The sequence below is a fragment of the Synechococcus sp. UW105 genome, assembly GCF_900473935.1.
GTDB lineage: Bacteria > Cyanobacteriota > Cyanobacteriia > PCC-6307 > Cyanobiaceae > Synechococcus_C.
The window spans coordinates 175286-197299 of the sequence record NZ_UCNN01000030.1 but is presented as its reverse complement, the minus strand read 5'-3'; the positions used below and the strand labels follow the sequence as shown (position 1 = coordinate 197299).

Annotated in this window: 20 protein-coding genes and 1 tRNA gene; 6 read left to right on the top strand and 15 right to left on the bottom strand. The window is 55.1% G+C overall.

Annotated elements, in window-relative coordinates; all coding sequences use genetic code 11:
• Nucleotides 1-116: 116 nt before the first annotated feature.
• Nucleotides 117-410, top strand: a complete 294-nt coding sequence (locus tag DXY16_RS13285; RefSeq protein WP_115015170.1) for a hypothetical protein — start codon at nucleotides 117-119, stop codon at nucleotides 408-410.
• Nucleotides 411-481: 71 nt separating this feature from the next.
• On the opposite strand, the gene DXY16_RS13280 is transcribed toward DXY16_RS13285, so the two are convergent.
• The 7 genes from DXY16_RS13280 to DXY16_RS13250 all read right to left on the bottom strand — a co-directional run bounded on the left by DXY16_RS13280 (nucleotide 482) and on the right by DXY16_RS13250 (nucleotide 4991).
• Nucleotides 482-555, bottom strand: a tRNA-Met gene (locus tag DXY16_RS13280).
• 36 nt (nucleotides 556-591) lie between these two features.
• The gene (locus DXY16_RS13275) at nucleotides 592-1602 is read right to left on the bottom strand and encodes a M23 family metallopeptidase (protein WP_115121783.1); all 1011 of its coding nucleotides are present in this window, start codon (nucleotides 1600-1602) and stop codon (nucleotides 592-594) included.
• Between the two features lie 108 nt (nucleotides 1603-1710).
• Nucleotides 1711-2187, bottom strand: coding sequence for a tRNA (cytidine(34)-2'-O)-methyltransferase (locus DXY16_RS13270; protein ID WP_115121617.1), 477 nt, complete (start codon nucleotides 2185-2187; stop codon nucleotides 1711-1713).
• A complete protein-coding gene (gene cobU / locus DXY16_RS13265) occupies nucleotides 2184-2723 on the bottom strand; it encodes a bifunctional adenosylcobinamide kinase/adenosylcobinamide-phosphate guanylyltransferase (protein WP_115121616.1) in 540 nt (179 codons plus the stop codon). The genes DXY16_RS13270 and cobU overlap by 4 nt, the downstream gene beginning before the upstream one ends.
• Nucleotides 2713-3861 carry a proton extrusion protein PcxA gene (gene pxcA / locus DXY16_RS13260; RefSeq protein ID WP_115121615.1) on the bottom strand — a complete coding sequence of 383 codons (1149 nt, stop codon included), beginning with the start codon at nucleotides 3859-3861 and terminating at the stop codon, nucleotides 2713-2715. Before pxcA ends, cobU begins: the two co-directional genes overlap by 11 nt.
• A gap of 18 nt (nucleotides 3862-3879) precedes the next feature.
• Entirely contained in the window at nucleotides 3880-4518 is a 639-nt protein-coding gene (gene psb32 / locus DXY16_RS13255; protein ID WP_371410921.1) for a photosystem II repair protein Psb32, read from the bottom strand.
• A gap of 65 nt (nucleotides 4519-4583) precedes the next feature.
• Nucleotides 4584-4991, bottom strand: coding sequence for a tellurite resistance TerB family protein (locus DXY16_RS13250; protein ID WP_115121613.1), 408 nt, complete (start codon nucleotides 4989-4991; stop codon nucleotides 4584-4586).
• A 65-nt stretch (nucleotides 4992-5056) separates the two neighbouring features.
• Between DXY16_RS13250 and DXY16_RS13245 the strand changes: the two genes are divergently transcribed.
• Nucleotides 5057-5761 carry a cofactor assembly of complex C subunit B gene (locus DXY16_RS13245; RefSeq protein ID WP_115121612.1) on the top strand — a complete coding sequence of 235 codons (705 nt, stop codon included), beginning with the start codon at nucleotides 5057-5059 and terminating at the stop codon, nucleotides 5759-5761.
• On the opposite strand, the gene lptC is transcribed toward DXY16_RS13245, so the two are convergent.
• Nucleotides 5691-6884: an LPS export ABC transporter periplasmic protein LptC gene (gene lptC, locus DXY16_RS13240; RefSeq protein WP_115121611.1), complete on the bottom strand. Its 1194-nt coding sequence runs from the start codon at nucleotides 6882-6884 to the stop codon at nucleotides 5691-5693. The two genes, DXY16_RS13245 and lptC, sit on opposite strands and share 71 nt — an antisense overlap.
• Nucleotides 6881-8425 (bottom strand): methionine--tRNA ligase, encoded by a 1545-nt coding sequence (metG, locus tag DXY16_RS13235; RefSeq protein ID WP_115121610.1) that lies wholly within the window; start codon nucleotides 8423-8425, stop codon nucleotides 6881-6883. The genes lptC and metG overlap by 4 nt, the downstream gene beginning before the upstream one ends.
• Before the next feature lie 661 nt (nucleotides 8426-9086).
• On the opposite strand from metG, the gene DXY16_RS13225 reads away from it, so the two are divergent.
• Nucleotides 9087-10907 (top strand): FAD-dependent oxidoreductase, encoded by a 1821-nt coding sequence (locus DXY16_RS13225; RefSeq protein WP_115121608.1) that lies wholly within the window; start codon nucleotides 9087-9089, stop codon nucleotides 10905-10907.
• A 21-nt stretch (nucleotides 10908-10928) separates the two neighbouring features.
• Here DXY16_RS13225 and DXY16_RS13220 read toward each other — a convergent pair whose 3' ends face one another.
• The 3 genes from DXY16_RS13220 to rpmG are packed head-to-tail and all read right to left on the bottom strand — an operon-like array spanning nucleotide 10929 to nucleotide 13420.
• Nucleotides 10929-12950: a ribonuclease catalytic domain-containing protein gene (locus DXY16_RS13220; RefSeq protein ID WP_244281693.1), complete on the bottom strand. Its 2022-nt coding sequence runs from the start codon at nucleotides 12948-12950 to the stop codon at nucleotides 10929-10931.
• A 15-nt stretch (nucleotides 12951-12965) separates the two neighbouring features.
• The gene (gene rpsR / locus DXY16_RS13215) at nucleotides 12966-13187 is read right to left on the bottom strand and encodes a 30S ribosomal protein S18 (RefSeq protein WP_007097958.1); all 222 of its coding nucleotides are present in this window, start codon (nucleotides 13185-13187) and stop codon (nucleotides 12966-12968) included.
• Between the two features lie 38 nt (nucleotides 13188-13225).
• A complete protein-coding gene (gene rpmG / locus DXY16_RS13210; protein ID WP_115015149.1) occupies nucleotides 13226-13420 on the bottom strand; it encodes a 50S ribosomal protein L33 in 195 nt (64 codons plus the stop codon).
• Nucleotides 13421-13559: 139 nt separating this feature from the next.
• Between rpmG and pheT the strand changes: the two genes are divergently transcribed.
• Nucleotides 13560-16031 carry a phenylalanine--tRNA ligase subunit beta gene (gene pheT / locus DXY16_RS13205; RefSeq protein WP_115121607.1) on the top strand — a complete coding sequence of 824 codons (2472 nt, stop codon included), beginning with the start codon at nucleotides 13560-13562 and terminating at the stop codon, nucleotides 16029-16031.
• Between the two features lie 41 nt (nucleotides 16032-16072).
• On the opposite strand, the gene rlmD is transcribed toward pheT, so the two are convergent.
• On the bottom strand, nucleotides 16073-17452 hold the full coding sequence (gene rlmD / locus DXY16_RS13200; RefSeq protein WP_115121606.1) for a 23S rRNA (uracil(1939)-C(5))-methyltransferase RlmD: 1380 nt from the start codon (nucleotides 17450-17452) through the stop codon (nucleotides 16073-16075).
• An 80-nt stretch (nucleotides 17453-17532) separates the two neighbouring features.
• Between rlmD and DXY16_RS13195 the strand changes: the two genes are divergently transcribed.
• Nucleotides 17533-18027, top strand: coding sequence for an allophycocyanin (locus tag DXY16_RS13195; RefSeq protein ID WP_115121605.1), 495 nt, complete (start codon nucleotides 17533-17535; stop codon nucleotides 18025-18027).
• A gap of 925 nt (nucleotides 18028-18952) precedes the next feature.
• On the opposite strand, the gene DXY16_RS13185 is transcribed toward DXY16_RS13195, so the two are convergent.
• Entirely contained in the window at nucleotides 18953-20026 is a 1074-nt protein-coding gene (locus DXY16_RS13185) for a molecular chaperone DnaJ (RefSeq protein ID WP_115121603.1), read from the bottom strand.
• Between the two features lie 25 nt (nucleotides 20027-20051).
• The gene (locus tag DXY16_RS13180) at nucleotides 20052-21584 is read right to left on the bottom strand and encodes a DUF3370 domain-containing protein (RefSeq protein ID WP_244281692.1); all 1533 of its coding nucleotides are present in this window, start codon (nucleotides 21582-21584) and stop codon (nucleotides 20052-20054) included.
• Nucleotides 21585-21825: 241 nt separating this feature from the next.
• Here DXY16_RS13180 and DXY16_RS14925 point away from each other — a divergent pair, with 241 nt between their 5' ends.
• Complete coding sequence (locus DXY16_RS14925; RefSeq protein ID WP_170953967.1) at nucleotides 21826-22008, top strand: hypothetical protein; 183 nt, start codon at nucleotides 21826-21828, stop codon at nucleotides 22006-22008.
• Nucleotides 22009-22014: the final 6 nt, after the last annotated feature.

Sequence of the window (22014 nt, the reverse complement as noted above, 5' to 3'; positions counted from 1 at the left end):
AAGGCGAAGTCGATCCCACTACCACTTGCTTTTGACAATTTATCACGGTTGTTGCGTCAACGGATCCCTTGTCGGGTCACTTTGAGCTGCAACAGGTGCGGCTCTAAGATGGGGCCATGATCAAACGTTCCATGGCCTGGGATCAGGCTCTTCTTAGGAAATTCAGTAGTACCGGTCATTTTCGACTTCTCAATCAGGTCCGTAGTGAGCTCAGGGCTCAACCACTTGTTCGTGACCCTCAGACCCGTGCTCTCACGCTTCAGGTGAAACCGAGGAAAGGCCAGTCTGTTCGCGCCCAGCGTCGCCCCAATGCTCTGGAGAACCATAGCGGCGACAGCCTTCTACCTGAACAAGCTGCAATGGCACCTCAGTCATTCCGAGATCGCCTTAATGCCATCGAGATGCGTTAAAAACACCCATTAGCATTGACAGTTAAGGCATTAAAAAAGCTCACTAGATGTTAGTGAGCTTTTTGCTTAAATGACAAGGGGGAGACTTGAACTCCCGACCTGCGGGTTATGAATCCGCCGCTCTAACCAGCTGAGCTACCCTGTCGTGACCCAAATAGTTTAAACGATCGTCCGACGCGGATCAGGCGCGACGACTTGGCAACATCGCCATTGGATCAACGGCTGCACCACCGGCTTTACGGATCTCAAAGTGGAGATGGGGTCCTGTGCTGCGACCAGTGCTACCCATCAACGAGATTGTTTGGCCCTGAGGCACTATCTGACCTTTGCGGACTAACAGTCTGCTGTTGTGGGCATAGCGTGTGGATGAACCATCTCCATGACTAAGTTCCACTAGATAGCCGTAGCCACTGCTCCAGCCTGAATAAGCAACAATGCCGTCCTTGGCAGCGATAATCGGTGTGCCAACGTTGTTGGCGATGTCAATACCTTTGTGCATCCGACCCCAACGCCATCCATAGCCCGAGGTGAAGACTCCCTTGGCAGGCCATAGAAAACTCTGAATCCGAGCCGGATCTAGGCCTCCAGGTAAGGAAGGAAGATTCGGCCAACTGGCGCCGCCGGAAACACCTGGCCGGATTGCCAAGAGTGAACCTTGTGCAGCATTGGCGACCCGTACATCGGATCCGATCACAAGTTTGGCGAGATTGAGGCCTGGGTTCAGCTGGCGAATTTCTGCAAGAGTGAGGCCATGATCAGTGGCGATGGAGACAATTGAATCGCCAGTGGAGACCCTGACAACGTCGGACGGCGTAGGCGGTGCGGTTAGAGGAGCTGAATCGCGAATTTCACTTGAATTGAGATGACTCGAGAGAGCAATTAGACGCTGATTGGTCTCTGGGAGAACAACCCAAGCTCCTTTCTTGAGGATTGCCTCATCGGTCTGCTCATTGAGTTCGACCAATGTGTCCACATTCAGGTCGAGATCGTCGGCAAGAGTGGAGAGAGACACATCAGAGATCAAACGAACCCAGAGACGTGTTTCTTGGACCGGAGGTGGTGCTGTTGCGAGCAGAAAGTTCTGTGCGGTGACGTTGTGCTGTCCATCTGCGACACCTGGCAAACTGCCAATGGCTGCAATTCCCACAACTGGTAGTGCGGAGGTTAAAGCCAGAGTCAGCAGGGGCTTCATCAAAGCGAGCAAGCAGAACAGCTGCGGATGGACCGCGAAAAGCCTTAGACCGGCTGAAAGTAGCGGCCAGAACACGACCCCGCAAGGGGGCATGGCCCAGGTTGTCGATCACCACAAACCCAGCTGCATCCCTGCCTGGAAGCTCACCAGGGCACACGAGACCGAAAGGTTGAGGCTTCGCACATTCTCATGCCCGCGCATTGGGATTGTGCAGATCTGATCACATTGATCGCGTACATCCGCTGGAAGGCCGGTGTCTTCGCGACCAAAAAGCAGGACATCGCCTGCAAGAAACTGGAACTCACTCAATGAGCGACCTCCATGTCGGCTGCAGCCAATCAGTCGGTATGGCTTCGGCAGAGCCTCCAGAAAGCTCATGAAATTCTCGTGTGCCGTTACGTCGACATGAGGCCAGTAATCCAGTCCAGCCCTTTTAAGCGCCCGATCATCGATGCTGAAGCCGAGGGGCTCAATCAGTGACAGCGGCAGTTGAAAAGCTGCACAACTTCTGGCGATGTTGCCTGTATTTGGTGGGATTCGAGGTTCGAAGAGGGCAATCCTGAGAGGAGATGTCGCCAGGGTCATACCGGTTCTCCGATCGCATGCAAATCAATGGCTCGTCCCTGAAGCACAAGCCAACTGCGGTCGCTTCTTGTCTCGAGCTGTTGAGCCAGTAGTCCTAAGCGATCACGGAAGAGGCCGCCGATGGGGGTTGCCGGAACGACCCCCCATCCCGTCTCTTCGATGACCATCACGACCATTCGATCTGGCTGTTCCACTGCCCTTACCAGCTGATTTGAACGCTGCTCCCACTGCTCCTGGTCGAGGTCGAGGCACCAAGCCACGAATCCACCGACGGAATCAACCAGAAGGGCTTCATCCTTGGGACATCTGGTGATGGTCTCTGGCAGGTCTGAGGTCGTTTCGATCAGTCCCCATCGCTGAGGACGCCGTTCACGATGCAACCTCAGTCTTGATTGCCAGGAGGGGTCGTCAGGTCGGTTGGCAGATGTGGCCAGATAGGTGACCTTGGCCTGCTGTTTCAGTAATGACTCCGCCCAACGACTTTTGCCGCCACGGCTTGGACCGCTGACCAAGACAAGACCTGGCTTAGCCACCACCGTTCATCCCACGCAGAGTTGCAACGGAGGAAGGACTGACCCGATTCAGATACCGGAAGATCCAGTATTTGAAAATGGTGGCAAGAATCACCGGGAATGTGGCGATGAATAGCAGGATAAAATTTTCTCGGGCTGGAAATCCAAAATGATTGGCAATCCCATCAAGTAATACCGTCCAGCCTTCTGGGCTGTGAAACCCAACGAAAATATCGGTGAAGAGAATAATGGCAAAGGCCTTGGCCGAGTCACTAAGGCCATAGACGGCTTCATCGAAAAAGCCACGGAGAACGCGAAGTTCCTCGCGGCTGAAGAGACAGACCATCACGAACGCCATTAAGGCAGCGAGATCTGAAAGAACATTCTTGATGGCATGAGTGCTGGCAGCGTCTGCCTCCTCTTTCAGTTCCTCTGCTTTAGTCGAAAGCGCCTGTTGCAATTCCTGCTGGCTTGGAATCGCCTTGCCCTTGAGAAGAGCATCAAATTCAATTTCAGCTTTAAAGACGCGTAGCTTCTCAACCGCCTCTTCTTCTAGTTGGGTTTTTGGGTAGCTGAGGAATGGCAGGTCTGGAGCAAACCGATCCACCATCGGGCTAATCAGATAGGTCCGGCTTGTCTGCTGAATCAGGAGGGGCACAAGAATCAGCAGGAGGAGCACTTTGAGCGAAATCAAAGTGGAGTCCCTTCGCCTGCGGAATCCAGCCACAAGAGTGGCTTCAGCAGTGGGATCGAGCTGCCGTCTGACGGAGTCCAAGACACCGAGAAAAGAGCGCGGCAACGGATCCGGTTCCCGGCTCATGGTGGGCGCTGAGGCCGTTCGTCTCGGTGAATACCGGCTGACCACAGCTTCGATCAGCTGCAATTGACGCAGTTCCTGAGTGTCTAGCTGTCCACGAATGGGTTCGAGATGGTCAAGGCTGGTGCGGCAGATGTTCAGAGCCGCACGGAATTTGCGCAGAACCGTGGCCTGCACGGACGTTGGTACTGACAGCTCAAGGTCTGGCCTGATCGGTCGATCGCCGTAGTACTCAAGTTCGAGGCTCTGGATCAACAGGGCCGATTCATAGCCACGATCAAGGTCGCTGTTCAGATCGCGAGATTTGGCCTGACCGAAGGTGTTGATCCAGTTGCGGATTGGCATGACCGAGTAGAGCGTGGATCAGCGTGAAAAGACCCACCAGGTGGCCATTGGGATGATGGTGCCAACTACCAGCAGAACGACAACCCAAACAAAAGCATTGCTCTCCTTCGTTTCCTCGGCGGTGGGGACATTGGTGGGGAGTGTGGTGCGCTCCAGCTCAACTGGGGGACCAGGATCAGCGCCCCCAGCGAGCACGACTTCAAGCCGAGTGATTGCATCCAGACTGGCCTGCCGGTAACGATCACCGTCCCTGAGGGGCTGGGTCATCGTGGTTCGGGCTGTGCTGCGGAGGAGATCGGTTGGGATCCGATCAGACAGCAATGGATCGGCCACAACTGCTGCCTGCTTATTGTTCGCTTCAATCAGAAACAAGAGACGAGGGACTGCATTGCGGTCGTCGGACCACCGCGTGATCAGGTCTTCTCCGAATTGATTGAGGCTCAAGCCGTAGTCGAGACGGCGGAGTGTCACCAGGCGGGCATCGAGCCGCTGAGCGTTGAGTTGCTCAAGGCGGGCAGCAATATCGGAGCGGCTTGAGCGGCTGAGTACATCAGCGCTATCAATCACGCTTTCATTCGGAGCTGTGGCTGAGAAGTCGAGCGGCGAGACTGCAACCGCGGCTGGCACAAGCAGTATCAGGCTGAGGCAAGTTGCCATCAAACCGGCAACGATCGATCGAATCCGCAGCATCGTTTTTGGTAAGCGTTATGAGCAGTCTGCCTTTAGCCGGCAAGGCTGTCGCGGTTGAGAGCCATGATGGCCTCAACGATCGAAGAAGCGCGACCGGAAGGGAGCGTCATCATCGTGCAAAGCAACTCAAGAAACGTGCTTTCTTCCTCTGCAACGACCTTGTCGGCATGCACCAGTTGAGCTGCTAGTGCCAAGGCTGTTTCCTGCTGGCTCGTGGACAGCGCCGGTAGAGCCGTATTGACCAACTGATTCAATCCCTCCTGACGCAACAGCGTCAACAAACGGTCAAAAAGGTCTCCCATCTCCGCCTCGGAGCGGGTGCAGTAAGGCGTGCGGAACTCGAGCTGACGTCGCAGCGCATGCGCTTCGTCCTTGCCCAGCACTCCATCACAGGCAACAGCACCCAGAGCGACGGCGGCAAACGCTTCGGCGGAGTCCATGGTCCCTGGTGCATTCACCACTATTTGAGCAAGAGTGACTCGATCTGCCACCCCCAACCTTCTCCATGCCCTTTGGTGCCAGTGTCAGCCTTTCGTCGGGCGTGCTTTTACTTCTGCTCGCCATTGGCAATGGCCTGAGCGCACCTTCGATCAATCCCAGTCTGCAGAGGGCGGAGGTGTTGGCTGCGATGGCAGCCGTTGGCTTAATGCTGGTCGCGGTGCTCTGGACCAGGGCCCAACCTCTTGCACCTGATGCGGTTGACCTTGGCGGAACTCAAGGTTTGCGGATGGAGCTGGGATTGAATGATGCGACCCGCACCGAGCTCGCCTGGGGCAGTCACCTACTGCTGACTGCCACCTCCGCGGCCACAATTTTGGTGGCCTGGGATGAACGTGTAGTGCTCCGACGTGGTTTGGTGCCGCCCTTGCCAGAAGGGGATTCCTCCTCGTCGTCCCCACCCAGCGAAACGTTCTCACCTGGAGCCATCTGTGAACGCTCCCGCAACCAGGGACAACTGGTTTCCCTTGTCAAAACTGCCCTCTACCCCGGAAGCAGCGAATTCGATCCGGTTCTGCCTGGACTACCTGCGGTCATGGTGCATCCCCTAGGGGAGCGGGGTTGGGTTGTGCTTGGGGGTTGGTCGGAACGTTGTTTCAGTCGTTCCGATGAACGCTGGTTTTCCGGTTGGTGTGAACGACTCAGAATGACACTGGAGACGAACGACGTTTTGCCTGTCCAAGCGGACGCTCCTGCTCCTCCTGGATGTTGAGCTCGGATTGCACTGTGCCGCCGGGTGAGCTGAAGATCACAGTGCCTTTGTCTCCAACAGTGCCGTCCAGACGATCACTTCGCGTGATCTGTTGATTGGATGGGCGCTCGACCACCACATTGCCTCGTGCGGAGACGCGGTTTGAGGTCCAGTCCCAACTGCATTGGTTTGCTTTCAGCGTCTCTCCAGGCTGGTTCATTTGGCAGGCGCTAAGCACAGTCACAGTTGTTTGGCCCATATCGATGCGGAAGCCATCTCCTTGGAGCCGAGACTCCTTCATGGTTGCGTTGAATGGTTTTCGACTGATCAGGGCGTCCTTGGCGAAGTCCCAGGTTGTAGTGGCGGCCTCCAGTTGGCCTTCACGGTCGGGCGCCAACACGCGAACCGGTCCGATCAGATCGATTAATCCTTCAACCGTATTGCCTTTCAAACGTTCAGCATGCAGCTGCTGGAGAGTCTTGTGCCCTTCGCCGCGGCGTTGACCGAGCACGGGTCCACGGGCCTGGAGATCCCCATCCGCCAGGTTCCACTCAGCTTCTCCACTCCGAACCACAACATCGGCATGGCGACCTGCTCTCTGGCCCTGTGGCTCTGTCCAGCGTTCGAGTTGGACGTTGCCGAGCAGTGTGAGGTCTTCCGTTAGCTGATGCAAGCGAGCTTTGCTGGCCTTGATCCGAGACATTGGATCAATCGCTTCAGGACGTTGCTCCATGACCAGTAACGAAGCAGCGGGAGTCCAGCGCAAGCGATCCCCTTTGATCAGCACTTTCTGGCCTTGTAATTGCTGGAGATTCACATTGCCTTCAAGCAGCACGAGCTCGCCGTCATTGACGACGGTGGCGCGGTTAGCGCTGATTCGGAAGGTTTCCTGTCCATCGCGGTAGAGAGTCCCCTCTGGACGGCTGGCTCGCACGAGTCTTCTGCTGAATTCGTAACGGGCCTCAGGACTAGTCAAATCCCAGTCACGTTGGCCATTGGGACGTTTCTGACGTAACTCGAGCGATCGAAAGACAAAGGGCGGTGCGTCAGGTAATGAGGCGCGATCTGCTCCTTCGCAACCGAAAAGGACAGTGGCAAGGCATAGGGCGCCGAGCGTGAACCGTTTGTTCCGGCGGTGCGTCAAAGGGGAGTCTCCAGTTCGAGGCGCTGCATCACCGGGTTTGGTTTAGGAAGGGACTGATGGCTCGCAAGCTTCCCCCAAACAAGGGAATCATTCCAATTCTCGGGCATGCCATCCTGGCCGAGCTGTTCCAGAATTCGAAGACTCAGGTCAGGCACTAAAGGGTTTAGCAGCAGTCCTACGATCCGGCAGCATTCCAATACGGCATACAGATCTGAACCGACGACCGATTCATTGCCGTCCTGCTTCATCAGACTCCAAGGAGCACGTTCATTCAGATAGCCATTGGCCTGAATCGCAAGCTGAAGAACTGATTCAGAAGCATGCTGGAAAGCCATTAATGGCATGGCAGCACGTGTCTCTGAAATTGCTTTTTCGGCCTGGAGTCGCAAGGGATGATCAGCGGTTGTAGCGCTGCCTGAAGGTGGAACGGCGTCGTTGAACCACTTTCGAGCCATTGATGCAGTGCGATTGAGAAGATTGCCGATTGTGTTGGCTAAATCGTTATTGACTAAATCGGTGAATCGCTGTTGTTGAAAATCGCCATCATCACCGAACTGAATATCTCGCAAGAGGTACCAACGCACAGCATCGGAACCACAGCGTTCCAAGAGCAGCTCGGGATCAAGAACGTTTCCTAGAGATTTGCCCATCTTCTGGCCTTCTCGGGTGAGAAAACCATGGCCAAATACTTTCTTGGGTAATGGCAACCCTGCCGACATCAGCATCGCTGGCCAGTAGACAGCGTGAAAACGAAGGATGTCTTTTCCGATCACCTGCATCTGTGCAGGCCAGCCAACATCGGTAAGGCGATCCAGGTTGATGTCACCACCGTCGTCGAGAAGAGCCGTGAGATAGCCGAGCAATGCATCAAACCAGACGTAGAAGGTATGTCCGGAATGTCCAGGCACCGGCAGTCCCCATGACACGTTCACGCGCGATATGGAGAAATCACGCAGGCCGCCAGCCACAAAATTCTGAATCTCTTTGCGGCGGTTGGCCGGAGCAATGAAGTCTGGTTCGTTGATGAGTTGTTCGATCCGTTCTTGAAAATTGGAGAGACGGAAAAACAGGTTTTCCTCATCACGCCACTCCAGAGGTTTCTGGTGAATTGGGCAGATCGGATCATTGGCTTCAGCGGGATCATCTTTGAACTCTTCGCATCCCACGCAGTACCAGCCGGTCTGGCGGCCGATTCGAATATCACCGTTGGCTTCGCAACGCCGGAAAAAATCTTGCACTAAGGGCAAGTGTCTGTCAGCGGTTGTGCGAACGAATCGATCGTTGCTGATGCCCCAGCGATGCCACAAAGACCGATAGCTTTGCGTGATTCGATCACAGTGTTCCTGTGGGCTGACATCGCGATCTGCAGCTGTGCGCTGAATCTTCTGGCCATGCTCATCAACGCCAGTGATAAAGATCACATCGCGCCCTTCAAGGCGTTGGAAACGGGCCAGCGCATCGCAAGCGAGCGTTGTGTAGGCGCTACCGAGATGAGGTTTGTCGTTGACGTAATAGAGAGGGGTCGTGAGGCTGTAAGTCATCTCTCCGACGTCTGCTCCTGACAATGCCTCTCCACTCTGGGGGTCGGGCTGGTGGCGATGGATCCTAACGACCTCCGCTGACGCGTATCCGTCAGCGCAATGCCTTGTCGTTGAGTTCTGCCTCCAAGCTCGCGTCTTGGATTGCGATTGGATCGGTTGCCCACCCGCTGCTTTCAGGGTCGTTGGGATGGTGACAGAGGGGACGTCGTTCTCGTCTGATTGGAACCAGGGGAATGGATCTGGTGCTTTTCCGTTTTGGTGATCGCTCTGAGGGGGAACGATCGTTAGGTCGATCAATGCCTCCAACGATGGATGCTTGCATTCGTGGCGTCCCACGCCATCCGCTCAACGGTCGTAGAGCAAGCGTGAGGGGCGTGCACAAGCAGAACAGCTCATCAACGGCTTGAAGGCCATGTCGGCCTCAGAAACGGATGATGCGCTAGCAGCGCGTTGAGCGTTCTCTGCTTGGTTCCCAGCGTCTGATTAAGCCCAATCCGCTTGACGTTGATCCAAGCAGTGCGAGATCGATTAGACGGTTTGCTTGTTTCGCTTTTGACCGTCAACTGGCTTGTTGTTGTAGGCCTGGGCTTGCGTTTCCTGCTCTCAGCTCCTGTACTGAGCTCGAGAAACAACCCATCACAAGCAAGGACGTTCTCGCATCGTGGCTGCTGCCGATCAGAATTTTGATGTTGTCGTTTGGGGTGGCGGCACCGGTGGAGTGGCTGCAGCAATCCAGGCATCCCGTTCTGGTGCGAGCACCCTGCTGCTGACACCTGGATCCTGGTTGGGAGGCATGGTCAGTGCTGCAGGGGTCTGCTGCCCAGATGGCAACGAACTTTCCCCATGGCAAACAGGGCTCTGGGGTGCGTTCCTTCGAGCATTAGAACAGTCCGAGCCTGATGGCTTGGACCACAACTGGGTGAGCTGTTTCGGTTATCGCCCCACAACAGCTGAAGCGATCCTGCAGGAGTGGGTACGGGCTGAGACCAATCTTGAGTGGTGGTGGCGCAGTCGAGTCTCTGAGCTCGAACGAGAGGGGACTGTGCTGACAGCTGTGCGCGTGGAGCACGGAGGTGAACATCGCAGGGTGGGCTGCCGTGTGGTGATCGATGGCAGTGATCGCGGAGATCTCTTGCCGTTGGCGGATGTGCCCTTTCGATTCGGATGGGAAGCGCAGGAGACGTGGGGTGAGCCCAGTGCCCCTGCACGGGTGCGACTGGAAAGCGAAGCCTTCTTTGCTGAGCAGCCGGTGCAGTCACCCACATGGGTGGTCATCGGTCAGTTGCAGAGCGACGCATTGCAAAAGGGTCGGGCCGGGACAATTCAACCAACTACCCAACCTGATATCAGCGCCCCCTTCCGGAAGGCCTGTGATTCATTCGGGTTGGAACGGACACTGACTTATGGCCGCTTGCCATCTGGCTTGGTGATGCTGAATTGGCCGTTACACGGCAATGATTGGCACGACGATCTTGAGCGTGCATTCAGGCGTGGGGAAGAGGCCGAGAAAGAGCTCTATGCGGACATGCAGGCCCATAGCCTCAGATTTGCTGCCTCGATGCAAGAAGCCAGTGAAGGTTGGATGAGGCTGGGCAAGGCGTTCCCAAAAGCCGCTGGCAGCCCTGCTCCCTGGTTAGCGGCGATGCCGTACTGGCGTGAGGGCCGTCGGATGATCGGTCGTCATACGTTGATTGAGCAGGAGCTTTTGCCCATGGCCGAAGGGGTTTCGCTAGCGGCGTTGCCCTTGAATGATGCTGGAGAACTGCAGTCAATTGCAGTTGGCAATTATGCGAATGATCACCATTACCCCGGCCAGGATTGGCCATTGGCAGTGAAAAGTTGTCGTTGGGGAGGCCGATGGACTGGTACACCGTTTTGCATTCCCTATGGCGCCCTGCTGAGCCTGGAGGTCGACAATCTCCTGGCAGCCGATAAACAGTTCAGCACCAGCCATATAGCTAACGGTGCCACTCGGCTTCAACCTCTGATTCTGAATCTTGGTCAGGCGGCTGGAGCCGCTGCAGCTCTGTCCGTAGAACTGAATTGTTCGCCAGCAGATCTACCTGTCCGCGTTCTGCAGGATGCTTTGATCCATGACCGGAAGGCTCCTGCTGCGGTGGTCCCGCTCTGGGATACCCCTTGGCATCACCCTCAGTGGAGCGAACGCCAGGCCGCTGTCGTTGCAGATCCTCAACGGATGCTGGAAGGTGATCGATGGCCTAGCGATTCAGATGCATCAGGGTTCGATAGGAATAAGAGACCTTTGCACCATCCCAGAGCAACGCGTTGGTCTGGGCGACTCGTTCCCGATCAAACCGGTGGCTTCACTCTGCACCAATCCGATGGCAACAGCTGGCCAGTGATCACCCTTGAGCCGTCTGTTCATGACTGGCTGTCAACGCTGGACCAGCCTGTTGATACTTGCCTGATTGGAACGGCGAATCCTTGGGGACCTTGGTTGAGGATTAGCCAACGTTTTTAATTCGGTGCCGGTCTGGTGGAGTCAGCGTCCCCTCAACTTGAGTTGATCACAGGCCGAATCGGCCGCAATTACCTCAACTGTTAGGTCGTCACCTGGCGAACAGCCAGCTGGGCACTCGGCTGGAAGGTCAATCGCCAGTGCATCAATCCGAATCAGGCCAAGTCGGTCTTGTGGCCTCAACCAACGCAGAAAATCGGCCTGCCAATGGTCTTCAGAGTGGGATTCAAACCACACCTGCTGCCAGTGGCGCTGGTCTTCTCGGCTGATTCCAATGCCTTCTCGGGTGGAATGATCCACTTGATTAACAAGGTCTTGGAGATCGTCTTCGCTTAAAGGCAGGTCATTGTTCAAGGTGGCAAGTATCTGACGTTGCACGATCAAATCCCCATACCGACGAATTGGAGAGGTGGCTTGTACATAGGCCGGCAGGCCAAGGCTGAAATGAGCAGCTGGCTTCGTTCCCATCAGACCTCTGCTTAAGCATCGTTTGATGGCGGCAAAGCGCACAGCACCCTCTGGTAACTCGTCCAATTCGCCTGGCGAGGGCAACTCCGCAGGCAGTTGGCTACGGAAGGGCATAGCAACTGAATGGTCGATGCCAAACTGAGCGGCTGCAGCACCCGCCAGGATCATGGCTTCCGCAACCATCAAACGGGAGGGGGAGGGCTCCGTAATCTCTAGTGATGCTTTGTTGTCGCGACAGCGAAATCGACCTTCAGGAAGTTCCATCATTAGAGCTCCATTTGTTTCACGCCAGTGCTTTCGACGTTTGAGAAGATGATCGAGATCTGCGAGATCCGCTTCTTCTGGTGGAGCTAAATCAATCAGTTCATCCGCATCGTCATAACTTAGTTTGTAAAGAGGTTTCACCCAGCTTCGAATGATTCCGTAAGCCTCAATCGCACCATCTGGATTCAGTTCAACCCAGGTACTCCAGGCTGGGTTTCTTCGTCCACTGCGGAGGCTAAAAGGACCTGTTGCCAGACATGACGGGAACATGGATTGGATTCCCTGTGCCAGATACAGACTGCTGCCACGGGCCATGGCTTCCTGATCGAGCGCTGAACCGGCTTCGATCAGACGCCCAGGATCAGCAACATGGATCCAAATCCGGGCGCTGCCTCCGTCTTTCCTCTCAAGTGAAAGACCGTCGTCGATGTCACGTGTGTCGACATCATCGATGGTGACGCAGTGCAAATGACACAGATCCAGGCGTTTCTCATCACCTGGTTTGGTTGTCTCACTGTCGGCGACTAATTGCCTTGCTAATGCTTCGAGCTCTGGACTAAATCCCGAAGACCATCGACTGGCCTGCATGGCGGGCAACTGATGGGGATCAATTTGTCCAAGCTTGATCAACATTCGATAGAGATCTATCGTGTCCTCATTGAGATGAAGTTCCTTCAGTATTATTTTGACTTCGTCTTCTAGTTTTCGGAAATCAAGGCGTCCTGTCGCCATCTCCTTGATCTGCTCCATCCACAGGGCCTGCTGATGATCAAGGCGATCAGGTTGTATTGCTTCACCCTGACGAAACAGGTCAATACAGGCTTGACGACGGGCTTGATTAAGCCTTTGCCGGCGTTCTTCCTGACGAAGATGTTTTAGCTCGTCGCTACTTCGCGCTTCAATCACACCTTGCTTGAAGCGAAACATCCATTGGGAATGATGCAAGGCCAACCAGCAGGCAACGCGGTGGATAGGTCGATCCGCTGCGCAGACAAGATCAGCGAACGCATCAAGCGCAAGCGTCTCATCTGATTCCGAGAGCAGGACCCAAGCTGAGGCCCATTCGCGTCTACTGGGACGAGCGTGATCTAGCTCTGGTTCAGAGAATGACCAAGGTGGAACGCCCAGGCGACTGGGTGGATCATCGCCATTGGGCAAGCTGTAGATGAGTTCGAGGTGACGCCTAGCGACAACTTGCTGTTTAGCGGTGAAGCCAACACGAATGCGATATTTGCTGCCTTGTACTGATTCGACAACAGCTAGCTTCGGCTCACGTGTTTCAAGCAGGCCGACGAGGTCGCCAGCATGAAACACGTGAGCAGTCAGGGATCAGCCCTCTGGATTGACAAACGGCAGCATTGCCACAATGCGAGCTCGCTTCACAGCGTTGGTGAGGTCACGTTGCTGCTTGGCAGTCAAGCCTGTGAGTCGACGGGGAAGGATCTTGCCACGCTCGGTTATGAATTTCTTGAGCAGATCAACATCCTTGTAATCAATGGGATCACCAGGCTTGATCGGTGAAAGACGCTTCTTGAAGAATGAGCTCGACATGAATTAGGAACGGGGAAAGGAACTGCGAATCTGCGAACTCATTTGATCTCTCGATGGAGAGTCATCCTGTTGAGTTGAGGGCAGAACTTCATGAGCTCCAGCCGTTCAGTTGTATTCCGGCGATTCTTCTCAGTTGTGTAACGAGACACGCCTGGAGAACGCTTGTCGGTGGCGGACCGGCATTCGGTGCACTCGAGAGTGACCACAATCCGGACGCCCTTGTTCTTAGCCATAAGGACGTTGCACCGCAGGTGCGAGGCGAAGTGACAGCCTCCAAGCTTACCTTCTTGACGGTCCGCCTTTCGACCATGCCCACGGTTCTCTCAGCAGGATGGGGGCTTCGTAGGATTCCCAGCCCACTTCGTCGGCTCGATGCGAGTTTCTCTCTCCTGGCTTCAGGATCTCGTTCAGGTGGAGGAGCCCGCTGATCAATTGGCAGAACGCCTGTCGATGGCTGGTTTTGAGGTGGAAGAGATTGAGGATCTCTCCCTCCTGGCTCAGGGTGTCGTCGTTGGACGGGTGTTGGAACGGGTCAAACATCCGGATGCTGACAAGTTGAGTGTGTGTCAGGTTGATGTCGGTCGCGAAGCGACTCTGCAGATTGTCTGTGGCGCAGCCAATGTTCGTGATGGCATCCATGTGCCGGTGGCCACCGTTGGAGCGGTGTTGCCTGCTGTCAACCTCAAGATCAAGTCCGGGGAATTGAGGGGCGTCGCCAGTGAGGGAATGATCTGTTCCCTTAAGGAACTGGGGCAGTCCAGCGACGTTGATGGCATCGCCATTCTTGAGGATCTGCTGGACTCGGTCCCCGTTCCAGGAACTCCAGTCGCTGCACTGTTGGGACTGGACGACACAGTGCTCGACCTGGCGATTACGGCCAATCGGCCGGATGGGCTGTCGATGACGGGGATCGCCCGTGAAGTGTCGGCTCTCACTGGTGCAGCTCTCAATCTCCCCGAGCTTCAACCGCCTCAATCCATCGCCTCTCTCAAGACCGATCCCGTCAGTACGGAAGCGATGCGTGCTGGAGGCCTGTATGGCGTCACAGAGCTATGCAAGGTCGACGCAGCAAAACCCTCGCCAACCTGGCTTCGCCAGCGTCTGGAACGAGCTGGCATGAACAGCGTCAACATTGTGGTGGATCTCACCAACTTGGTGATGCTTGAACAGGGGCAACCCCTGCATGCCTTCGATGCAGATGCTCTTGACCGACTTTGTGGTGGTCCAGTCAGTGCTGCCGATTTCGGACTTCGTCAGGCCCAAGAAGCTGAATTGTTCACCGGCCTGGATGGACGGGAACTCAGCCTTGACGCAAGAGCACAGCTCGTGACCTGTCGCAATCTTCCCGTGGCCTTGGCCGGTGTCATGGGAAGTGAAGCAAGCGGTGTCACTGTCGGCACAACCCGTATTTGGTTGGAGTCCGCACTCTTCAGCCCTACCGCTGTCCGAAATAGCAGCCGCTCTGGCGGACTGCGTACCGAAGCCAGCAGTCGTTACGAGAAAGGATTACCGCGGGAGGTCACCCTCGCCGCTGCGCAACGAGCAATTCTTCTGATCACTGACCATCTTGGAGCCACCGCTGGCAGCACGTTCGTCTGCTCCGAGCCGGCCAGAGCAGAGCCCCCTCTCATGCTGCGACGTGCAGCGGTGCATCAGTTGTTAGGAGCCTTGGCCGGCGAGGCGGGCCCCGAAACACTGGACGATGTGGTGATTGAACGTTGTCTGACGGCACTCGGATGTGACCTCACAGCCACTGAGACGGGGTGGAGCGTCAAGGTTCCTCCCTCCCGTAGCTGCGACCTCTTACGGGAGGTCGACCTGATTGAGGAGGTGGCCAGATTGGTGGGATTTGACCGCTTCGAATCACTGTTGCCTGACCCCCTAGAGCCCGGACATCTGACCCCGGCGCAACAGGCGGAGCGACGGTTAAGGATGCTCTTCTGCGCCTCTGGTCTTCAAGAGGTCACAGCATTGTCACTGACCTCTCCTGATCCGGAGGCCCGACCGGTGGGCGCTGACAGCGATGAGATTCGCATTCCAATCAGTAATCCCCTACTCGCCGAAACCAGTCATCTACGAGCCAACCTTTGGGAAGAACACCTAAGGATCTGCCAACGCAATCTTCAAAGTTCCCAGCCAGGATGTTGGATGTTTGAAATTGGCAACGTCTTTGCTCTGGAGGCAGACTCGATTCAACAGAGCGCTCGTCTTGGTGGAGTCATCTGCGCCGAACGACGTCTAGAACGTTGGACCAGCAGTGGCAAACCTGTACCACTGACTTATTTCACAGCGCGGGGCTTGCTCACACGCATTTTCCAGGCCCTAAAGCTGGAGGTTGTCGATCGTCCATTCAAAGATGACGGGCGTCTTCACCCTGGTCGTGCTGCCCAATTGGTCTTGGAAGGGCGAGCGCTTGGCAACTTCGGCCAACTCCATCCCCTGCTGTGTGAACAGTTCGACCTTCCAGATCACACGTTCTTATTTGATCTTGAACTGAGTCGCTTACTTGAAGCCGCGACCCGTACAAACCGGTGGTCTCCAGCCTTCAAGCCATTCAGCACAGTGCCGGCAATGGAGCGAGACCTGGCAGTGGTGGTGGAGCGTGATCAACACTGTGCCGATCTACTACAAGCAATCCGCAAGGCCGGTAAGCCATTGCTGGAAAGCGTCGAACTGATTGATCGTTTTGAGGGTGAACAGCTTGGTGAGAACGAATGCAGTCAAGCATTCCGTATTCGCTATAGAGGTAAAGACAGCACCCTCACTGATGACCAGTTGCAACCTGTGCACGAGAAAGTTCGCCAGGCTCTCGTAAAACAATTTAACGCTGAATTACGCAGCTGAGGGTTGTCCAACCGAAAAGCTTGGCGACATACTTAGCCAGCTTATTTTGCGAGTCTTAATAGTGCCAAGCACTCCAGATGCGTTGTCTGGGGGAAGAAATCAACGGGATGAAGTGCTTCCACCGCATAGGGCCCTTCAGGACCAGCGAGTTGCTTGAGATCGCGAGATAACGTGGCAGGATCGCAACTGAGATAGGCGAACCACGCTGGCGGAGACGAGAGAATCTGATCAACCACCTCGGAGTCAAGCCCTTTCCTGGGTGGATCCACCACCAGTGCCTTGTGGTGAGGCAAGGCTTCTGCCAACAACGATTTCACGTCACCAGCCTTGAAATCCACGTTCTCGAGATGGTTACGGGCTGCATTCAGTCGTGCCTGATCGACTGACTCACGATGAAGTTCAAGACCAAGCACGCTGTGACCCTGTGACGCAAGCGGTAGGGCGATGGTGCCAATGCCGCAGTACGCGTCGATCACACTCGTGATGCCGGCTCTCTGTTTCAGCCACTCACAAAGCCGATTCACGGCTGCCTCGGCCTGAAGGGTATTGACTTGAAAGAACGTTGTCGTTCCCAGCATCAATGAGATGCCGCAGAACGTTTCTTCGATCTGAGCCGATCCACACAGCAACTGGGTGTCTTCACCCAGCACACGGTTGCTTCGTTTCGGTTGGAGATTCAAGGTGACACCACGAACTTGTGGCCATCGACGACACCATGACTGGGCCATCTCCCTCAGGCCATTGAGAGCATTGGTGCTGCTCACGAGAGTGATCAGAATGTCATCGGTACGACTGCCAAGTCTTAGGCCGAGATGCCTTAGTGCAGGACCGTTTTGCAGGTCTGAATCAGCTGGCCAGCCTGAATCCTGCAAGTCTTGCTTAATTGGCTTGAGCAGTTCATCCAGACGCGGATCAAGCACAGGGCAGTGATTCAGATTGACGATTCTGTGAGAACCACGCCGGTAGTAACCCATGCGCAACCGACCTTCAACATCACGATGTAGCGGAAGAAGAGCCCTGTTGCGGTACCCCAGGCAGGAGGCATCGCTCGTGAGCAGAGCATCTGTTGCATGACTGATCGATCCCAGTCGTAACAACGCCTTTTCCAACTGGCGTTGCTTCCATGCTGCTTGGCTGGCGTCTTCAAGATGTTGCAAGGTGCATCCACCACAATCGCTCGCAAGGATGCATGGAGGTTTTCTTGCATCGCTTGCCGCCAGTAAGGATTCAGTGCGGCGACCAATCCAATGAGACCGTTTGCGTTGCTGAAGCTGAACACGGGCAACTTCACCGGGCAAGAGGGAAGGCACCACGATCACCCAGTTCTGCCATCGGGCAATGCCATTGCCGCGCAGGTCAAGATCTTCGCCGGTGATGGTGATCACCAGGCCTGGCAGAGGATTGGAGCTGATGTTGGCCATTGCAAAGGCGTTACACCCAAGCCGCCATCGGCGGTTTCAGGGCTTGGGAGCACTAAACTCACTTCAGCATGCCAGCTGTCATGAGCGTTGTTCGGGATCTGATTCTCCAGGCTGATGACGATCTCCGCTATCCAACAAGCGGTGAATTGCGCTCCATGGTCGATTTCCTCGACCAAGGTGCCGTCCGTCTCGCCGTTGTCCGTACCCTGACGGACAACGAAAAGAAGATCGTTGATGAGTCGGCTAAACAACTGTTCAGCCGAAAGCCTGAATATGTGGCACCAGGTGGCAATGCCTATGGTCAGAAGCAACGTGCCCAGTGCCTGCGTGATTACAGCTGGTACCTGCGCTTAGTGACGTATGGCGTTCTTGCTGGCAGCACTGAGATGATCCAGAACATCGGCTTGGTCGGTGCGCGTGAGATGTACAACAGCCTTGGCGTTCCGATGCCTGGCATGGTTGAAGCCATGAAAGCGATGCGGGCTGCTGCACTTGCACTTCTCTCTGATGATCAGCAAACACTCGCTTCCCCATACTTCGATTTCCTCATTTTGGGAATGCAGACCCCAACCTGATCAGGCCTTGTTCCCCTGAATCTCCAAGCAAAGCCGGTGACACCACCGGCTTTTTCATGACCAGAGAATCGTCGCATCGGGCTTGAATGAGACGTGGCACGAGACTAGTCGTAAGACCCAGAAGATTCTCGTGAGACTAGTTTTTTTGCCCTCAGAGCTCAACGCTTGCCCTGTGCAGCCTGAGGCTCTGGGCTCCAACCGGAATCTGCTCTCTTACCTCTCTTCTCAATATCGAATTAGACGTAAAACAAGACTCGCATTGAGTCTTGTTTTGGATTGGCAATACCAAGATGCCGCGCCTCCTTTGGGCTAGGTCCCTTCGCTCAGCCTTTGCTGCTTCCCGTTGACCATGAAGCTCATCGGCAGGCGCTAGATCAATGGTTCAACCCTGCGTACCTGTGTCTACAGCAGGTACGCAGGGTTGAAAAAGCCAGTTGTGCCAGTCTTTTCCCCCAATCAAAGGACCGCTGGACCGTTGTCACGAACGCTCTGGACATCAGTCTCTGCATCGATCGACCATATTTGTTGTTGGAGCACTTGTTTCTGTCCAGCTCTTGGCGACCAGTGTTCCTGTAGTGGCATCAATTGGAATGATTGAAAAAAGACTTCTTGATGGTTAGGCGCGGTCGACATTCCTGTTGGTCTCCAGCAGGTGCAGTGACCAATGGCAAGCAGAGCAACCGTGATCTTGTGATCACTGCCGTGATCGCGATTGTGCCTTCCTCCCTGATGATTTCCCGTGTTAATGAATGGCATTGCCGAGACGCAACGCAGTGGCTTCGTACTTGACGCACCTTCCACCAGCGCCTCTCCAGTCAACGTTGCGAGTTCTCCCCGTCCGCCAAGGAGCGAATGGCCTGTCTGGCTTGTCGCACTTGTGACGCAATCTAGGTCCAGCCTTTAGACGCAGAAGAGACAGGCAAGCCTAGCTTTTTTGGCGATAGAGCTCGCGAAGCATCTGGTACGCCTCGTTCAGGCGACGCATCGCTTCAGTCGACCCGCCAGCGTCTGGATGCACATCCATCGCCTGCTTTTTGTACGCTTCGCGAATCACTTTCAGCGTCAGTGATGCCCCTGCTTGGGTTGGCAATGCGAGCAGTTTGAGTGCTCCATGCACGGTCATGGTTGATTCGAGTGTCTGAAAGGAGGTCACTTTTCGGCTTCTCTTGAAACGGTTTACGAATCGCCGAATCAGGGTTGGAATTCTGTGTACGAGCTCCGAGGTTGCGAAGGGATCTTCCAATAGGCCTGCAACCACCATCACCTGCTCGAATCGCGGCGTGGGTTCCAACCAGCCTGGACACATGTTGTTGATCACATCGGTCGCCTGCGACCAAGTAAACGTTCGGCCTTCACTGACTTCCGCATTGGGCCAGATATCTCTGCCAAGCCAAGTCATCGCTGCTTCCAACACGGTTTCTCCAGCTGCAGTTCCGTAAAGATTGAGCCAGTGCTCGCCAGCAGCACTGGCACTGGCGAGTAAATCCTGTTCGTTGGCTGCAGGCATCAAAGGTGCATCTCCAGACGGCTCCACTCCGGGGCGGGGATGCAGGCTCTCTCTGATCTGAGTGGTGCGTTTGCGGACGAAACCGGGTAAATCAATCCCTCCTGGGCTCGATGGCCCACTGTTTCCGCTTGGGCGCTTTGGTGGTGGGAGCTCGTCGTCGTCTTGGTTTCCCAGTTCAATGCTGCTTCTACCGATCAGGACCAACGCACGTTCTTCGTTGTAACTGGGTTGACGAGTCGAAACGCCAACCGTTTCAACTCCAGTGTCGGATTGATGACGATGTTGGTCAGGGTTCAGTTCAGTGCTGTCGTTGACCGCGTGATCCGTGTCGGCTTCGTCGTCAGTATTGAAGATCTCCTCCAGCAAGCGACTGAGGCAATCACCTCTTGCACGAAGTCCCCATTCACTCTTCAGCTCATCCAGACGTCGAACGAGGGAGTCTGGAAGCTCAACACTGATTCTGCGTCGATCGTTGGACTCAGACTCAGTCACTCAACTCCTACCTTGCAGGCCAAGCCTATCGGCCTTGCATGCGCTCAAGCCACTGTTGTTGAGCATGTATGGCGTCGCGATAGCGCTGTTCCAGACTTGGACTCAGTTGCTGAGGCAAAATCATGGCTGGTGGCATCGCACTACTTCCTCGCCTTGGAGAAACGTACGAAGGGGCTGGGCTGTTGGGCTGGATCGGTACCGTCGTTGAGGTTGCGCGAGTTGCCGGCCGAGGTTTGTGATGCACCTGTTCTGGCACGACTGGCTTAACCGTCGGCGATGGTGGGGCAACACTCGGTGTGACCTTCCGTTCTTTTGACGTGGCTAGAGCACGTTGTGCGGCTTCCTGCATCTCCTGCCGACGCCTCATCATGGCAAGTTGCTGCACTGGTACAACACTGAGTAAATGCCCTGGTGTTGCATCAGCGGGATAGACAAGGCTTACTTTCACAGCATTATTCTGCCCAGGTTTGAGCTGCAGCTCGCTGATTGGCAGACTTTGACCTGAGCGCAAGCCAACATGCACTTCTCGAAAACCATCTTCAGTTTCAATACGAATTGATCCACGAAATGCAGTGAATGACGATCGGCCAGATGCAACAGGATGACTCAGAACTAGATCATGAGCACCGGCACCAGCCAAATTCAAGTCAACGTCATATCGAACACCGTATGTCCCGACATTATTGACAGCAGAGTCAATCATTCTTGTGCTTAGAGGATTGATCTGTATCTCTCTTGTTCCAAAATGATGTTTATGAGTACTTGTCAGTGGGACGTGTAGGGAGCCTTGTTCCAGGTCATGGCGAATGGAAGCTTGATAGTGATCGCCTAAGGCAACACCTGCAACCCTTGAAAAGACTTGACCAGTCTCAATTTCTCTGATCCGATTCAAATAGATCCGCCCTGGTGCTAATTGGCCACGATCAAGCACAGCTAGGAGATCAGATTCTTGTTGGGTTTCCTCTGCAGCAACCACGGCTAGCTGAAACTGCCCATCGCTTCTTCCCCTCAGTAGACCATTCGCGATTCCTCGAGCAGGAAGCACTGTGCTGATGATCACTTTCCTGCTGTGAGCTGGGATCGTGACTTGATTGGGGAGTTTCCTATCGAGCTCCCCTCGCAGCATTTGAACTGCAGTCGCGTCTCCTGGTCCGGTATTCCATGGTCTGCGACCAAGCGGTTTAACCCCCATCAATCTGTTTGGGTGGTAAGGAGCTTCAAAGCTGTTTTTGACGGATCCACGCTTGAACGTCAACGTCACAGGCTTGCTGCCTGGATTGATGGCGATGGCCGCGATTGTCAACAGTCCCCGCTGTCTTGCCCCTCCCATTCGACTGGCATCACTGGGGTAATACTTATGATGCATATGCAATCCAAATTCACCATTAAATGTGAAGGCAGCATTGCGCAGTGGTTGGTTTGTCTCGCTGGCGACGGCCGTACCTGGCTGGGTATTAACGAGGATCCCAGCCCCCTTGACGATTTCTGGTTGATTGGAATGCAAGACCGGTACGTTGTTGAACGTTCCGTTCAAAGCGCGAGCACGTTGACCGGCCATCAACGGCACATATGCAGCGGCAGGACGCGTTAAGCAAATCTCGGCTGTCGCAATCGAGACGCCTAGCAGGACTAGAAGTGGGATTCGCTGAGACAAGGGAGCCCCCCTGCGCGGTTTTGAATGACTTGTTCCGTGGAACAAACTGCGCAGCCCTCAAACTTAAACACTCTCCAGACAGAAGCCAAGTGTCTTCGCGAAACTGATTTCGATACGCCAGTATTGACGGGGTTTCCTGGGTTTCATGCTTCCTCCCTTCCTGTGCTCACCTTCTCCCGGCAGGGAGTGGCGCCAGCATCATCAGGCGCGCAAGATGGACATGTTGCGATTTTGGCGAGACGGTCTTGAGCGCCAACTGGCTGCGATCAATGCAGTCATCACCACCCTTGAGACTCAAATGGATCGCGACAGCAGCAACCAGGTCTGACGTGGT

What these genes read in the sequence shown, in the direction of transcription:
- DXY16_RS13285 (WP_115015170.1), top strand. Translation starts at nt 117, where the DNA reads ATGATCAAACGTTCCATGGCCTGGGATCAGGCTCTTCTTAGGAAATTC.
- DXY16_RS13275 (WP_115121783.1), bottom strand. Translation starts at nt 1,602, where the DNA reads ATGAAGCCCCTGCTGACTCTGGCTTTAACCTCCGCACTACCAGTTGTG.
- DXY16_RS13270 (WP_115121617.1), bottom strand. Translation starts at nt 2,187, where the DNA reads ATGACCCTGGCGACATCTCCTCTCAGGATTGCCCTCTTCGAACCTCGA.
- pxcA (WP_115121615.1), bottom strand. Translation starts at nt 3,861, where the DNA reads ATGCCAATCCGCAACTGGATCAACACCTTCGGTCAGGCCAAATCTCGC.
- psb32 (WP_371410921.1), bottom strand. Translation starts at nt 4,518, where the DNA reads ATGGCAACTTGCCTCAGCCTGATACTGCTTGTGCCAGCCGCGGTTGCA.
- DXY16_RS13250 (WP_115121613.1), bottom strand. Translation starts at nt 4,991, where the DNA reads ATGGACTCCGCCGAAGCGTTTGCCGCCGTCGCTCTGGGTGCTGTTGCC.
- DXY16_RS13245 (WP_115121612.1), top strand. Translation starts at nt 5,057, where the DNA reads ATGCCCTTTGGTGCCAGTGTCAGCCTTTCGTCGGGCGTGCTTTTACTT.
- metG (WP_115121610.1), bottom strand. Translation starts at nt 8,425, where the DNA reads ATGACTTACAGCCTCACGACCCCTCTCTATTACGTCAACGACAAACCT.
- rpsR (WP_007097958.1), bottom strand. Translation starts at nt 13,187, where the DNA reads ATGTCGAGCTCATTCTTCAAGAAGCGTCTTTCACCGATCAAGCCTGGT.
- rpmG (WP_115015149.1), bottom strand. Translation starts at nt 13,420, where the DNA reads ATGGCTAAGAACAAGGGCGTCCGGATTGTGGTCACTCTCGAGTGCACC.
- pheT (WP_115121607.1), top strand. Translation starts at nt 13,560, where the DNA reads ATGCGAGTTTCTCTCTCCTGGCTTCAGGATCTCGTTCAGGTGGAGGAG.
- rlmD (WP_115121606.1), bottom strand. Translation starts at nt 17,452, where the DNA reads ATGGCCAACATCAGCTCCAATCCTCTGCCAGGCCTGGTGATCACCATC.
- DXY16_RS13195 (WP_115121605.1), top strand. Translation starts at nt 17,533, where the DNA reads ATGAGCGTTGTTCGGGATCTGATTCTCCAGGCTGATGACGATCTCCGC.
- DXY16_RS13180 (WP_244281692.1), bottom strand. Translation starts at nt 21,584, where the DNA reads ATGGCCGGTCAACGTGCTCGCGCTTTGAACGGAACGTTCAACAACGTA.
- DXY16_RS14925 (WP_170953967.1), top strand. Translation starts at nt 21,826, where the DNA reads ATGCTTCCTCCCTTCCTGTGCTCACCTTCTCCCGGCAGGGAGTGGCGC.